Genomic DNA, 14,285 nt, shown 5'->3' on the forward strand with positions numbered 1-14,285 from the left:
AGCATATCTGTCAACTGACACACTGCATTCGCGAGCAAGCCCGCTCCCACAGGTACTGTGGCAACTCAGGCAGCGCGCTCATCCCCGGGGCTGCGTTCGAAATAGCGCTTGTACTCGCGACTGAACTGCGACGTGCTCTGATACCCCACCCGGTGCGCAACCTGCGCGACACCCAGCCCCTCGGCGATCAATAACGTCTGCGCCTTCAACAAGCGCAAACGCTTCAGATACTGCACCGGCGACAGCAGCGTGCTGCGCTTGAAGTGTTCATGAAAGGTCGAAACGCTCATGTTCGCGCAACTGGCCAGCGTCTCGACGTTCAATGGCTCGGTGTAATGCGCATGCAGATGACTGATCGAAGCCGCCACCCGGGCAAATTGCCCCTGCTGTTCCACCAATGCCCGCAGCACGTCCGCCTGGGGCCCGCGTAATGCGGTGAACAACAATTCACGCACACGCGCCGCCCCGAGAATCTGGCACTCCAGCGGATCGTGCAGGCAGCGCAGCAAGCGTTCGACACAACCGCGCATGTCATCGTCGAGCACTACCGAGGTCATCGACTCCGGTGTCTGCGCCGGAATATGCCGCCCCGGTGCCAGCCCCATGGCCAGCACCAGTTCACCGAGCAACACCCGGTCGATCGCCACCGAAACGCCGAGCAACGGTGCGTCCGGCAAGGCATAGGTTTCGCACTCGAACGGCACCGGCAATGCCTGGATCAGGTAATGCCCCGCGCCGTATTCCATGGTGCGCGGCCCCAGATACGCCAGTTTGCTGCCCTGGGCGATGATCATCAGGCTCGGCTCATAAATGTGCGGCCCACGGGCGACGTCGCAACTGGCGCGCAACACCTGCACGCCCGGCAGCCCGGTCTGGCTGTAACCATCGCGCAGTGCCAGCGGTTCGATCAGCGAAACCAGAGTGGCATTGGCATCAAGGTGACGGGTCAATTGCATCGGGTGGCTCTTCAGAAAAAATCACGGAAAAAGGGACAAAAGCATCATCGCAGATCCTTTTGCCAATGCGACCGATCAACCCCGCATGCCGGAGGATTAGGCATGACACCCGGAGGAATCGCCATGGCCGGACAGCCAGACGGCGCCCAGAATGCGCCGCCTCACTTGTCACTGCTCTTGCGAGGTTTCACATGTACACCGCCATCGGCTATGCCGCTCAAACGGCCACCACGCCCCTCGCCCCGATGAAATTCGAACGCCGCAGCCCTCGTGCCGACGACGTTGCCATCGAGATCCTGTACTGCGGCGTCTGCCACTCCGACATCCACCAGGCGCGCAACGAATGGGGCATCGCCGTTTACCCGCTGATGCCCGGTCATGAGATCGTCGGAAAAGTAACCGCTGTCGGTGCGAACGTCACCAAGCACAAGGTAGGCGATCTGGTCGGTGTCGGCTGTATGGTCGACTCCTGCCGCACCTGCGAAGCCTGCCAGTCGAACCTCGAGCAATACTGCTTCGAAGGCCCGACCATGACCTATGCCACACCCGACCGGGTCGACGGCAGCAACACCATGGGCGGCTACTCGGACAGCATCGTGGTCAGCGAGCACTTCGTGGTGCGCATCCCCGAGAAACTGGATCTGGCAGCCGCTGCGCCGATTCTCTGCGCCGGCATCACCACTTACTCGCCGCTCAAGCACTACGGCGTGAAGGCTGGCGACAAGGTCGGAATTCTCGGCATGGGCGGCCTCGGCCACATGGGCATCAAGTTCGCCAAGGCCATGGGCGCGGAAGTCACGCTGTTCACCCGCTCGGCGAGCAAGGCTGAAGAAGGTCGTCGTCAGGGCGCCGATCATGTGATCGTGTCCACCGACGAAGAGCAGATGAAAGCCGCGGCCGGTCGCTTCGATTTCCTGCTCGACACCATTCCGGTGCAGCACGACCTCAACCCGTACCTGGATACCCTGCGCTTCGACGGCGTGCACATTCTGGTGGGCCTGATCGAACCGATCGATCCGCCGGTGCATGCCGCCAAACTGGTATTGGGCCGTCGGGTACTGGCCGGCTCGTTGATCGGTGGCGTCGCCGAAACCCAGGAAGTGCTGGATTTCTGCGCCGAGCACAACATCAGCTGCGACATCGAAATGCTCGACATCCGCCAGATCAATGAGGCCTACGCCCGCATGATCGCCGGTGATGTGAAGTACCGTTTCGTGATCGATATGGCGACCCTGAAGCTTTAAACCTTCAAACCTGCACTTTTAAACCAAGTTCTGCCGAGAGCCGGGCCGTGACCCCTTTGATCAGGGGAATCAGCTCGGCCATTTTCTCCAGCGGCATATACGGCACGGTGCTGGCGATGCTGATCGCCGCGACGATGCGCTTGCTCGCGTCGCGGATCGGCGCCGCCACGCAGCGGATCGACGGTTCGTTGTCTTCCAGATCGAACGCGTAGCCGCCGGCCACGTACTCGGTCATCCGTTGCTCCAACTGCTCCCACGACTGCTGGGGATGCTGCGGCCAGAACTGACTTTTCCCACCCGCCGGCAGGCTGATGTCGTACAGACGCTGCCAGTCCTGCGGCGCATCGTCCAGCATCAGCGCCTTGCCGATCCCGGTCCGCGCCAGCGGCATGCGATGGCCAACCCGCGAGCGCATTTCCGGGCCATTGCGCCCCGGATTCTTCAACAGGTACAGCACTTCATCGCCTTCGCGAATCCCCAGGTGAACGGTGTCGCCGGTCAGCGCCGACAACTCGTCCAGATAAGGCCCGGCCAGGGTCACCAGCGGCAATTCCTCGCGTGCCTGGAAACCCAATTCGATCAGCTTCGGCCCCAGCAGATAACCCACCTGAGGCACAACGCGCAGGTAACGCTCGTCCACCAGGCAACTGGCCAGACGATGGGTGGTGCTGCGCGTGGTACCGATCAGTCGGGCAATCTCTTTGAGATCGCGGGCGCCACTGGCGACGGCCTGCACCACACCCAACCCGCGAAGCAGGGTCTGGGTGCCGGTCGGCGCGGCGTCCTTGGCGGTTTTCTGGGCGTCTTCCTGCATATCCAGCCTTTAGCGTTGAGCGAGGGAACGGGCGGCATTATGGTCGCCCGACAGGGACGACTACAACTCGATGCGCTCGACCTTGCCCACCAACAGCACGTAGGACAAAGCACCGATCAATGCCAGAACCGCGATGTAGGTAATCGCCGGCGCGAACGAATCACCGCTGGCCAGAAAGCCAATGACAATCGGCGTGGCAATCGCCGACAGGTTGCCGATGAAATTGAACACCCCACCGGTCAAGCCAAGCAGCCGCGCCGGCGCCAGTGTCGACACCAGCGACCAGGTGATCGACGCCAGCCCATTGCCGAAAAACGCCAGGGCCAGGAAAGCAATCACAAGCGGCGTCGATTCGACGAAGTTGGCGCCGATGATCGAGGTGGAAATCAGCAGCCCGCCAATGATCGGCAACTTGCGCGCGAAGCCCACGGTGCAACCACGGCGAATCAGGAAATCGGAAAAGAACCCCGAGCACAGCACGCCGATGAACGCGGCGAGAAACGGCAGCGATGCCAGCAGGCCGGACTTGATGAAGTCCATGCCGCGATATTTCACCAGGTAGGTCGGGAACCACGTCAGGAAAAACCACAGCGTCGAGTTGAGGCAGAACTGGCCGAGATAGATCCCCCACAACTTGCGTTTACTGAGGACGATGCCGAGATCGGTCCAGCTGAATTTCGCCTTCACTTTGGCGGTTTCGGCGGCGATGTCCACCAGCCCGCCACCCTCGCGGATCAGGTCGATTTCGCCTTCGTTGGCACTTTTGAAATCCCGTGGCTCGCGATACACGGCGTACCAGATCGCCGCCCAGACAATGCCCACCGCGCCGGTCACGACAAACACCATGTGCCAGCCAAACTCATGTTGCAGCCAGGCCAGTACCGGAGTCAGGAACGCCAGCCCGACAAACTGCCCGGAGGTGTAGAAACCAATGGCTGTGGCGCGTTCACACTCGGGAAACCAGGTCGTCACCACGCGGCTGTTGATCGGATATGCCGGTGCTTCCAGCGCACCGACCGCCATGCGCAGCACGAACAGCGCGATGAAACTGGCAGCGAAGCCGAGCATCACCGTGGCCAGCGACCACAACAGCAAAGCGGCGCTGTACAGGATGCGCGGCGGCACCCGGTCCACCAGCCAGCCGCCGGGAATCTGCATGGCCGCGTAGGTCCAGCCGAACGCGGAAAAGATCAGCCCGACATGCACCGGGTCGATGCCCAGTTCAGTGGTGAGCGCCGGGGCGGCAATCGACAGATTGCTGCGATCGAGATAGTTGATGACCACGGTGATGAACAGCAACACCATGATGAAAAACCGCTTGCGGCTGGGCGTGACTAACGTCGCTTGCCCGGTGAGGGTTTGCGGTTGCATGGGGAGAACCTCTTGTTATGGTTATTGAGGTCGGTCGTGAAACTTGTACTGCCCACCCTGTGGGAGCTGGCTTGCCAGCGATGACGGCGGCACATCCAACATTGATGTGTCAGATATACCGATATCGCTGGCAAGCCAGCTCCCACAGTGTTTGGTGTCGGGTCAGAAAAGACTCACCACTCGGCAAAACTGCCATCGGCATGACGCCAGATCGGATTGCGCCAGCGGTGGCCGACTGCCGCGCGTTCGATCACGTATTCCTCATTGATCTCGATCCCCAGGCCCGGGCCGTTGGGGATTTTCACGAAGCCCTTGTCGTAGTCGAAAACCCGCGGATCCTTCACATAATCGAGCAGGTCGTTGCTCTCGTTGTAATGGATGCCCAGGCTCTGTTCCTGAATGAAAGCGTTGTAGCAAGCGGCGTCCAGTTGCAGACACGCCGCCAGCGCGATCGGCCCCAGCGGGCAGTGCAGTGCCAGTGCCACGTCGTAGGCTTCGGCCATGTTGGCGATTTTGCGGGTCTCGGTGATGCCGCCCGCGTGGGATGCATCCGGCTGGATAATGTCGACGTAACCTTCGCTCAACACCCGTTTAAAGTCCCAGCGCGAAAACAGCCGCTCGCCGAGGGCAATCGGGGTGCTGGTCAGCGGCGCCAGCTCTTTCAGCGCTTCGTAGTTTTCGCTGAGCACCGGCTCTTCAATGAACATCAGTTTGTACGGGTCGAGTTCCTTCATTAGCACCTTGGCCATGGGCTTGTGCACCCGGCCATGGAAGTCGACGCCGATGCCGACGTTCGGCCCTACCGCATCGCGTACGGCTGCGACGTTGGCCAGCGCCAGATCGACTTTTTCGAAGGTATCGAGGAATTGCAGCTCTTCGGTGCCGTTCATTTTCACGGCGGTAAAACCACGGCCCACCGCTTCTTTCGCGGCCCGCGCGGTGTCCGCCGGACGGTCGCCGCCGATCCACGAATACACACGGATCTTGTCGCGCACCTGCCCACCAAGCAGATCACTGACCGACACGCCCAGCGCCTTGCCCTTGATGTCCCACAACGCCTGATCGATACCGGCCAGTGCGCTCATGTGGATCGCGCCGCCCCGGTAGAAGCCGCCGCGATAGAGCACGGTCCAGATGTCTTCGATATTGCGTGGGTCTTTGCCGATCAGGTAGTCGGACAATTCCTCGACCGCAGCAGCGACGGTGTGGGCGCGGCCCTCGACCACGGGCTCGCCCCAACCGGTCACGCCCTCATCGGTTTCGACCTTGAGGAAGCACCAGCGCGGCGGGACGATGAAGGTGGTGAGTTTGGTGATTTTCATCTGCTTGTCTCTCTTGTTAGATGCAGCGCACGCAGCGCCAAAAAATCTCAGTGAAGGGCTTTCCAGGCCGCCACGTAGGCCCTGGCATTGGCCGCCACTTGCTCAGTCGTCATGCCCGGTTTGAACAACCCGGAACCAAGGCCGAAGCCTTTGACGCCAGCGTCGATGAACGCCTGCATGTTGTCCGGGGTAATGCCGCCGACCGGCGCCAGAATGGTTCCGACGGGCAGCACCGCCAGCCAGGCTTTCACCACCGCCGGGCCCATCTGCTCGGCCGGGAACAGCTTGAGAATGTCCGCGCCCTCCTCCAATGCCGCGAAGGCTTCGGTCGGCGTGGCAACGCCCGGCGACAGATACAGCCCCGCCGCTTTCGCCGCCCGCAACACCTTGGCATCGCTGTGGGGCATGACGATCACCTGGCCGCCGGCCTCCTTCACCAAGTCGACCTGTTCCGGGGTCAGCACCGTGCCGGCACCGATCAGGCAATCGGCGGGCAAGGTCTTACGCAGGATGCGAATGCTTTCGTACGGTGCAGGGGAATTGAGCGGTACTTCGATGACGCGAAATCCGGCCGCATACAGGACTTCTCCGACAGCGGCGGCTTCCTGCGGATGCAGGCCCCGCAGGATCGCGATCAGACCGTTTTGCGCCAGTGCTTGCTTGAGCATGTCAGGCCTCCAGTCAGGGTTAACGGGATGAGGAATCGATCAGTCCGGCGGCGAACGCCAGTTGCCACAGACCACGCTCGGTGGCCTGTTCGGCCAAAGTCACCCGGGCGAAACCGCAGGCATCCAGGGCACGGCTGTAGCGGGCGCACAGCTGCGCGTTGCCGATGAGGATGATCGAAGGAAGAAGTGCGCTATTGCGTCGGCGTCGTTGCACAGCGGCCAGCGCCGTCAGTTCATGGCCGATCAGCAGGCCGGACAGATAGTCCGGTTGCGCGGTGGCGCTGAGTTCACCGGTCAGGCCCAGACTGCGGGCGCTGAACAGGGTCGACAACACGCCGATTTCGCCTTCTGCCGACAACGCCACCTGCACGCCGCGATCGAATGCCTCGGCGTCAAACATCGCGCTGTGCTGTTGGGTACGGCCGAGGATGCTGTGTTCGCTGAGCACGGCGAACACTTCGCCGGTCATGAAGGTGTCGAAACGGGTGATGCAGCCGTCGGCCACTTCCACCCATTTCGAATGACTGCCCGGCAGGCCGATCAGCAGATCGCCGCCCGCCTCGACCGGCAGATTTTGCAGAACACCGAGGACTTGGGTTTCTTCGCCGCGCATGACGTTCGGCAACGCTGAGCGCTGAATCACACCCGGCACGATGTGCACATCGACACCGCGAATGCTGCGAACGGTTTGCAAGGATTTTCCGAGATCGGCGACGTTGGCCGGCGTATCGCGGTAGGACGCTTCGCGCCAGCCCTGAGCGCTGCCGACCATACCGCAGGCAATCACCGGCAAGCCGGGTTGCGCGTCGAGCCAGTCGCCGCAGGCCTCGTCGAACGCCAGTTCAAAACCCTCGGCGCATTCACGACCGTTGATGACCCGCGGCGTCTTCGGCAACTGCATGATCCCGAACGACAGCGACCGCTGCGCCAGCACCTGCCCGCCCGCCGCGAGTTTATAAGCACGTAGGGAGGTCGTCCCCCAATCGAGCGCGATCAATTGCGCCAGCATCGCTTCACCTGTTTTGTTATTGGCAGTGAGTGAGCTGGACTATAGACCTCTCAAGCGTGAAATCTCAATATGTAATTTTACATCCCATATTTTGGGATTCGCATTCCTAGAAAATCGGACAGCGAGCTGAGCAGCAATCGCAGCTCGTTTAAAACTTATCGATCTCTCTTAATAGATCTGCCGTTGGAACTTTCATGTCCTCCGACAAATATATTTTATAGGAGTAGGAATTAATTCTGACCTTACAGACAATAGACTCTCGGCCCACTAATAAAGACCTCAATGCCTCACCTTCAATGATTTTTTCACTGGTATCGTTTTTTCTTTCGAAAAATAAAACATCCGCCCTGAAAACCGGCCCGGCACTTGAAATTTCAGGCTCGATAAAACCCTCTCCATATCTACCCGCAGAGTGAGGTGCGGGAAAATCAAAATCGCCCTCAAAAGAACACAGCAGCGTCTGGCTTATTTTTGATTTGAAAAGATTGACAACATCAACATCAGACGAAAAACGCACCTGATAAATGCCCCTATCCAAATAACGTTCAACACCTACGTATTGTAAATGAGCAATGGGCTTACCATGATTCATCGCACAGGAAGTGCAAAGCAAGAAAGCCATGCATAGAATTATATTACGCACATTTCCGTCCTTTAAAATGAGTAACAACAACCTGCATCAAAGCGTCTCTGGCCGAGATCCCACTTTGCAGGACTGATGTGTAGATAACCCAGGCGTCAGCGTGATTCACATTCACTCGTCCGTTCATATTCGGCCCGCTTTTCATATCCCATTGTTCTCCGAAATCGGCTACGAGATCGGAAAAATTCCAGTCTTTGGCATCGGCTCTGACGTTAACCCAATATTCCGCCTTCGGTTTCGGCTCCTGACGGTAGATGTTAGAAACCCCCCACACGATTTTTCCTTCGCCAACGGGATCGAGTGTAACCAGACACGGAATTCGATACCCCTTATCAGTCAATACAGCTGACAGGTGCGCACCATTCCATCCGCCCAGGCTATGCCCAATGATATATACAGGCGTGGTCAGATCAGTAATTTTTTCCAGCACATTCTTTTTCAGATCATCATCACTAATAAAATAGTTATAACCAATATGGTGGGCGTCATAATTATCAGAACAAATACCCTCAGCCTCCATATCCCTAACGAACACCTTCATGACGTCAGCAACGTTATTATTGGGGCCTGTGCCGTAATAACTTTCTTTATCACCCGCACCACCCACAAAAAACAGAACAATCTTTTTGGGAGTGATCGTGGCCTGCTTGACTGTTCCGTCCGTTTTGCAGGTCAGGTCGTGGGTCACAACCAGCCTTTTACACCCTTTCAGAGCAGGATTTTCAGCGGTCATATCTTCCTACTCCACGAACAGCTTGATCGACTCAGGCAAATGCGAACTCACCGTATGGGTAAAGCCCGCGTCATTGGTTACGCCGTGCTCAACGCTCCCATCAGCGCGTTGAATCGCGTAAGGGTGATTTGGCATGGGCTCACCAGTAATTTCGTTAATCACCTGCATACGATCATTGAAATGCACCGGCATCGGCAACAACCCGCTAAACGCCGCCCCTCCCCCGCTCTGTCCAATAATCACCGTCCCGGACCCACCGACCACGACATTGCCGTGCCCGCCGGTGCTGTCGAGCATCGCGGCGTTCAGGCCGTTGATGAAGACCGTGGCGGAAACACCGCCGGTAATCGGGCTGCCACACGCCGATTTATCGGTCATGCGCGCAGCGGGGAGTCCGTCGAAGAACACGTCCGGCGAACCGGAGACGATCGGGTTGTTGCCGTGGCCTGGCAGTGGGCAGGCGGTCGGGTCGGTGACGCGTGCAGCGGGTTTACCACTCAATTCAAAGCTCCTTGCTTCAGAGGTTCCGGGTGAGGCTGATAGAGGTCGACATCGGTCGCGGCGAAACGCCAGCGGTTGTCGACGGAATCAAACAGCGCGTGACGATGCTCGCGACTGTTCGGGGGTGTGAGGGTTTGCAGTTGTTGCCAGGCTTCGTCGGCATGCCACTTCAACTCGGCAGTTGTGGCATCGTCGAGTTGGTTGAGCCAGGCGTTGTAACCGATCAGTCGATGTTGGTCGTAGGTGGTTTGCAGCAACTCGGCCATTTGCGGGCCGAGGTCCAGATAGCGCTCGGCCGTCCAGCGGCCAGTTTCCGAGTAGACGTACCAGCCCATCGGCGACAGCACGCCTTGGTGGAAAATCGATTGCCCGGCCGGCGCGACAAATCCGCAGCACACGTGCAGGGTCAGCCAGCCTTGATGGGCATCGATGAATCCGTTCGGATCAAACGTTCGCAGCGGTATCACCCGGTAGTCATCGTAGCCCGCGCTACGCGCCATCAACTCGGCATCGAGCCGCGAGACAAACGCACGGATGGCTTTGCCGCCCATGCGGTTGACGGCGCAGAGGATGTCTACCGGTTGGTGGTTCGGGTTGTCGCTGGAGCCGAGGTTTTTGACCAGACCGTACAGGCGGATCGACGCCCGAAGTCCGCTCATCGCCGGTCACTCGTTGACGCAGCGAAGGCTCCACGGGCGTGGAGACAGAGTGCCAGAGGCATTGCAGGTGTCGTCCGTGAGCGCGCAAAAATGGCGCACAGGATGCCGGACTAGAGCGGTTTGGACAATCGAATCAGCAATCAGATCGCCACTATTTACTCAGCCTTCGGCAAACTCGCGCAACACCTTGCCATCCATGCGATACCTCACCCACTCTTCCTGCGGCTGGGCGCCGAGGGATTTGTAGAATTCGATGGCGGGAGTGTTCCAGTCCAGTACGCTCCATTCGAAGCGGCCGCAGTCGTTGGCGCAGGCGATTTTCGCGAGGTGGCGCAGCAGGGTTTTGCCGGCGCCGCCGCCCCGTTGCTCGGGGGTGATGTAGAGGTCTTCGAGGTACAGGCAGTTGCTGCCCAGCCAGGTCGAATAGCTGAAGAAGAACACCGCGAAACCGATCGGCAAGCCGTCGCGCAGGCAGATCAGGCCGTGGGCGGTGGCGCCTTCGCTGAACAGGCTGCGCTCGATGTCAGCGACACTGGCGATGACTTCGTGGCGAGCCTTTTCGAAATCGGCAAGTTCAGTGATGAACGCGAGGATTTGCGGTGCATCGCTGGGGGTTGCCGGGCGGATTTCGATCGTCATGGACGGGCCTTGTCGGAAAAAGGAAAACGCCATACTAAGGCGGCGCGCGGCGCTCGTCACATGGCAATCCAAAGATTAGGCTAGCGCCGCCGAACACTCGAAAGGACGCCCATGAACAACTTCGCTTTCTCGCCCCTTGTGGAACTCGCCACAGAACTGCTGCCCCACGCCCTGCAACCGTCGGAGGACGGCGCTCATGACCTGTCGCACCTGCAACGGGTCTGGCACAACGCGCGCACCTTGCAGGCCGAGGAAGGCGGCGATCTTGAGGTCCTGCTCGCGGCAGTGTTGCTGCACGATTGCGTGGCGGTGGAAAAGAACTCGCCACTGCGTTCGCAGGCTTCGCGTATGGCGGCGGAAAAAGCATCAACGGTGCTGGCAAACCTGAGCTGGCCCGAAGAAAAAACCAGTGCAGTGGTCCACGCCATCGAAGCCCACAGCTTTTCCGCCAACATCACTCCGACCACGCTCGAAGCCCGCCTGATGCAGGACGCCGACCGTCTCGACTCCCTGGGCATGCTCGGTGTCGCCCGCACCTTCTACATCGCCGGGCGCATGGGCAGCGCGCTGTACGACCCGCAGGACCCAGAGGCCCGGGAAAGGGACTACGACGACAAGCGATTCTGCCTCGATCATTTCCAGACCAAACTGCTGCACCTGGCCGACGGTTTCCAGACCGCTGCCGGCCAGCGTCTGGCACAGCTCCGTCATCAACGCCTGAAGGGCTTCATGGAGCAATTCAAGGAAGAAATCGGCATTGCCTGAGGGCATTACTCCGGTCAATGGCGATCCTGAGATCACCACGCTCAGACCTGAGCCCCGAGCCTGTCGTGTTAGATAGATGACGCTCAATGCTTCCGGTCAAGGAACCGCGTCATGCCTCAAGCAACACCGAAAGCGCAATGGCGAACTGAACCGTTCGTCGTTCATCCGGCACCTATGCCACCCGAGGGCAGACCAAGATCAGGTAAGGATTCCAATCACTGGAGACACACCATGATCTCGTCAAGGTTGACTGCTCTCGTTTTTGCCGCCCTGCTCTCTCCCGTGGCGTTCGCCGCGACTGCCACGGGCACCGGCCCCACCGATCCGGTCACGCCACCGCGCGCCCCTGCGATCAACAGCGCGCCGGGCATGAATACCGATGGCTCCGGCGTTCCGCTGATCAATCAGCCGCCGGCCACCGGAACCGATCCGCGCACCCAGGGCAATGACCCTGGTCGTCAGGGCGGAATGAACACGCCGGATTCCCCCACTACCCCCGACAACTCGGGCTCCGGCATCGGTTCGAAAACCACCACCGGAGGCTCGGGTTCTGAAGGCACCGGTCAGTAGGCGGAAGATTCGCGGATCAGCGCATCGACTTCGGCTGTGCCCGGTGCGGTCGCCGGGCCCCAGCGGGTGACGGCCAACGCAGCCGCGGCGTTGGCGCGTCTCGCGGCCTCATCAGCCGCCAGCCCTGACGCGAGGCCGGCAACGAACACCCCGGCATGGGCATCGCCCGCGCCGTTGCTGTCCACGGCCTGCACCTTGAAACCCGGCACATGCCGGCGTTCGCCGTGCTGATGAATCCAGCAGCCTTGCGGGCCGTCGCGCACCACCATCAGCACACCCGGCGGCAAGTGAATGGCCAAGCGGTCCAGCGCTGAATCGATGTCCGCCGCGCCAGTGAAACGCAAGGCTTCGACGCTGTTGCTGGTCCACACATCGATGCGCGGCAGCAACGCCTGCATCATCGGCGAGTCCGGCGATTCCACCAGCGGGCCCGGATCGAACACCACGTTGATCGTCTTCGGCAACGCCAGCGTCCAGTCCAGCAGCGCCTGGGCCTTACCGCTGTGCAGCAGACTGTAGCCGCTGACGTAGACATAGTCCCCCGCCTCAGCGGCGACGCTGTCCAGCTCTGCAGCCGTGACTTCACCTTCGGCGCCGATGTAGGAAATGAAACTGCGCTCGGCCGACGCATCGGTCAGCGCGACGCAGATGCCGGTGTCGCGCTCTGCGGGCTGGTCGATGCCGATGCGGATGCCTTCGGCGTGCATCGCCTGCCGCGCCAGATCGCCGAATCGGCCGTTGCCGTGGCGACCGAGATAGACCACCGACAATCCGTTGCGCACAGCGGCGGCCATCACATTGAAGCCGCCACCGGCTTCGAAACTGGCCGACTGCGCCAGCACGTCACCGCCAATTTGCGGCAACGCATCCACGGCCATGACCAGGTCGATGATGACCTGGCCGGTGTGCAACATCTTAGGCATGAGCATTCTCGGTTTGCGCAGCGCGGCGATCTTTCGCCCCGCCAAGTACGAAGTACAGGCCACCGGCGACCACAAACGTCACGATCCAGCCGAGGCCGTTGTGGCCCAGCCACGAATCGGACAGGAAGCCCTTGAACCAGACGTTCTCGGCGGTGGTGCCGATGGTGGTGAAGCTGAAGCCCAGCACGATGGCAATCGCCCACGCGCCGAATGCGCGCCACTCGATGCCGCCGCTGTACCAATAGGCGCTGCTCGGGCTGACGTCGAGCAGGTCTTTGGGGCTGTAGTAGTGACGGTGAATCAGGTCGACCACGAAGATCCCGACCCACGCCGTGATCGGCACCGCCAGCAGCGAAATGAAAGTAATGAACGGGCCATAGAAACTGTCGGCAATCAGCATGAAGTAAATCGAGCCGGCGAAGATCGCGACGATGTCGACCACCACCGCGTAAACGCGCTTGACCTTCAGGCCGAGAGTCAGCGTGGTCAAACCGGCGGAGTACACCGACAGGTTATTCGACAGCAGCAGGCCACCGAACGCGGTGATCAGGTACGGCACGGCCATCCAGGTCGGCAGCATGTCGCGGATCGCCACGATCGGGTCAGTCGCCGAGGCCAGATCGTTGTTGCCCACCGACAACAAGCCGCCGAGGGTGATCAGCAGCACCAGTGGAATCCCCGCGCCAAATGCTGCCGAAGCGACCAGGCGCACGGCCTTGACGCTGCGATGTTGATAGCGCGACATGTCGGCGCCGGCGTTGGCCCAGCCGATCCCGGTGCCGGCCGCCATGGTGCCGATGCCGATGATCATCGCGCTCATCGGCGCCGGCGTGGCGTTGAACACCGCGCTCCAGTCGATGGTCGCGCAGAGGAAGCCGCCGACCAGAATGTTCAGCGCACCGAACACGTAGGTCGCCCACTTCTGGATAACCAGCAACGTGGCGTGGCCGAGACCGGATACAGACAGGGTCAGCAGCACGAAAATCGCGATGAAGATCAGGGTCAGGACCGGCGCGCTTTTGGCTTCCACCGGCGAGCCGAACAGGATCGAGCACAGCGACAAAAGCACGAACGCCGCCGTGGTGGTGTTGACGGTTTCCCAACCCAGGCGCGACATCAGCGATACCAGCGTCGGCCCGATATTGCCGCGTACACCGAAGATCGCCCGCGACAAAGTCAGGCTCGGCGCACGACCGCGACGGCCGGCAATCGAGATGATCCCCACCACCGCGAACGAACCGGCCGCACCAAGGATCGCGACGATGATCGCCTGCCAGATCGCCAGGCCGCGAAACGCAACCAGCGTGGCGCCCAGCGGCAGGCCGAGGATGGAAATGTTGGCAGCAAACCAGACCCAGAACAGTTGCAGCGGATGGCCGTTGCACTCGCCTTCCGGCACCGGTTCGATGCCACGGGTTTCCAGTTGCCCGGCGCTTTGCCCGGCGTTCGATGAACTCATGAAAAATGC

At 60.5% G+C, this 14,285-nt stretch carries 16 protein-coding genes; 3 read left to right on the forward strand and 13 right to left on the reverse strand.

Going from position 1 to position 14,285, the window contains the following annotated elements; all coding sequences use genetic code 11:
- Positions 1-65: 65 nt before the first annotated feature.
- The gene (locus tag ACW9HX_RS18440) at positions 66-956 is read right to left on the reverse strand and encodes an AraC family transcriptional regulator N-terminal domain-containing protein (RefSeq protein ID WP_457381695.1); all 891 of its coding nucleotides are present in this window, start codon (positions 954-956) and stop codon (positions 66-68) included.
- 191 nt (positions 957-1,147) lie between these two features.
- Between ACW9HX_RS18440 and ACW9HX_RS18445 the strand changes: the two genes are divergently transcribed.
- Entirely contained in the window at positions 1,148-2,200 is a 1,053-nt protein-coding gene (locus ACW9HX_RS18445) for an NAD(P)-dependent alcohol dehydrogenase (protein ID WP_457381696.1), read from the forward strand.
- Positions 2,201-2,204: 4 nt separating this feature from the next.
- Here ACW9HX_RS18445 and ACW9HX_RS18450 read toward each other — a convergent pair whose 3' ends face one another.
- From ACW9HX_RS18450 to ACW9HX_RS18495, 10 genes are all read right to left on the reverse strand, one after another.
- Positions 2,205-3,014, reverse strand: coding sequence for an IclR family transcriptional regulator (locus tag ACW9HX_RS18450; protein WP_457381697.1), 810 nt, complete (start codon positions 3,012-3,014; stop codon positions 2,205-2,207).
- Between the two features lie 60 nt (positions 3,015-3,074).
- Positions 3,075-4,385 carry an MFS transporter gene (locus ACW9HX_RS18455; RefSeq protein WP_457381698.1) on the reverse strand — a complete coding sequence of 437 codons (1,311 nt, stop codon included), beginning with the start codon at positions 4,383-4,385 and terminating at the stop codon, positions 3,075-3,077.
- A gap of 173 nt (positions 4,386-4,558) precedes the next feature.
- Positions 4,559-5,707, reverse strand: a complete 1,149-nt coding sequence (dgoD, locus tag ACW9HX_RS18460) for a galactonate dehydratase (RefSeq protein WP_007950849.1) — start codon at positions 5,705-5,707, stop codon at positions 4,559-4,561.
- Positions 5,708-5,754: 47 nt separating this feature from the next.
- Complete coding sequence (locus ACW9HX_RS18465) at positions 5,755-6,375, reverse strand: 2-dehydro-3-deoxy-6-phosphogalactonate aldolase (protein WP_457381699.1); 621 nt, start codon at positions 6,373-6,375, stop codon at positions 5,755-5,757.
- 19 nt (positions 6,376-6,394) lie between these two features.
- Positions 6,395-7,384: a 2-dehydro-3-deoxygalactonokinase gene (locus tag ACW9HX_RS18470; RefSeq protein ID WP_457381700.1), complete on the reverse strand. Its 990-nt coding sequence runs from the start codon at positions 7,382-7,384 to the stop codon at positions 6,395-6,397.
- A gap of 148 nt (positions 7,385-7,532) precedes the next feature.
- Positions 7,533-8,027: a hypothetical protein gene (locus ACW9HX_RS18475; protein WP_457381701.1), complete on the reverse strand. Its 495-nt coding sequence runs from the start codon at positions 8,025-8,027 to the stop codon at positions 7,533-7,535.
- Positions 8,020-8,760, reverse strand: coding sequence for an alpha/beta hydrolase (locus ACW9HX_RS18480; RefSeq protein ID WP_457381702.1), 741 nt, complete (start codon positions 8,758-8,760; stop codon positions 8,020-8,022). Before ACW9HX_RS18480 ends, ACW9HX_RS18475 begins: the two co-directional genes overlap by 8 nt.
- A gap of 6 nt (positions 8,761-8,766) precedes the next feature.
- Positions 8,767-9,261, reverse strand: a complete 495-nt coding sequence (locus tag ACW9HX_RS18485) for a PAAR domain-containing protein (RefSeq protein ID WP_074688083.1) — start codon at positions 9,259-9,261, stop codon at positions 8,767-8,769.
- Positions 9,258-9,920, reverse strand: a complete 663-nt coding sequence (locus ACW9HX_RS18490) for a hypothetical protein (RefSeq protein ID WP_457381703.1) — start codon at positions 9,918-9,920, stop codon at positions 9,258-9,260. The genes ACW9HX_RS18485 and ACW9HX_RS18490 overlap by 4 nt, the downstream gene beginning before the upstream one ends.
- A gap of 159 nt (positions 9,921-10,079) precedes the next feature.
- Positions 10,080-10,559, reverse strand: a complete 480-nt coding sequence (locus ACW9HX_RS18495) for a GNAT family N-acetyltransferase (RefSeq protein ID WP_041475599.1) — start codon at positions 10,557-10,559, stop codon at positions 10,080-10,082.
- 111 nt (positions 10,560-10,670) lie between these two features.
- Here ACW9HX_RS18495 and ACW9HX_RS18500 point away from each other — a divergent pair, with 111 nt between their 5' ends.
- Both ACW9HX_RS18500 and ACW9HX_RS18505 read left to right on the forward strand, forming a co-directional pair.
- On the forward strand, positions 10,671-11,324 hold the full coding sequence (locus ACW9HX_RS18500) for an HD domain-containing protein (protein ID WP_457381704.1): 654 nt from the start codon (positions 10,671-10,673) through the stop codon (positions 11,322-11,324).
- Between the two features lie 231 nt (positions 11,325-11,555).
- Positions 11,556-11,894, forward strand: coding sequence for a hypothetical protein (locus ACW9HX_RS18505; RefSeq protein WP_134827740.1), 339 nt, complete (start codon positions 11,556-11,558; stop codon positions 11,892-11,894).
- Here the strand turns inward: ACW9HX_RS18505 and ACW9HX_RS18510 are convergent.
- Together ACW9HX_RS18510 and ACW9HX_RS18515 are read right to left on the reverse strand one after the other, a co-directional pair.
- The gene (locus ACW9HX_RS18510; RefSeq protein ID WP_457381705.1) at positions 11,888-12,817 is read right to left on the reverse strand and encodes a PfkB family carbohydrate kinase; all 930 of its coding nucleotides are present in this window, start codon (positions 12,815-12,817) and stop codon (positions 11,888-11,890) included. The genes ACW9HX_RS18505 and ACW9HX_RS18510 overlap by 7 nt on opposite strands.
- Positions 12,810-14,276 carry a purine-cytosine permease family protein gene (locus ACW9HX_RS18515; RefSeq protein ID WP_305835954.1) on the reverse strand — a complete coding sequence of 489 codons (1,467 nt, stop codon included), beginning with the start codon at positions 14,274-14,276 and terminating at the stop codon, positions 12,810-12,812. Before ACW9HX_RS18515 ends, ACW9HX_RS18510 begins: the two co-directional genes overlap by 8 nt.
- Positions 14,277-14,285: the final 9 nt, after the last annotated feature.

The organism is Pseudomonas sp. SDO52101_S400 (assembly GCF_054071635.1).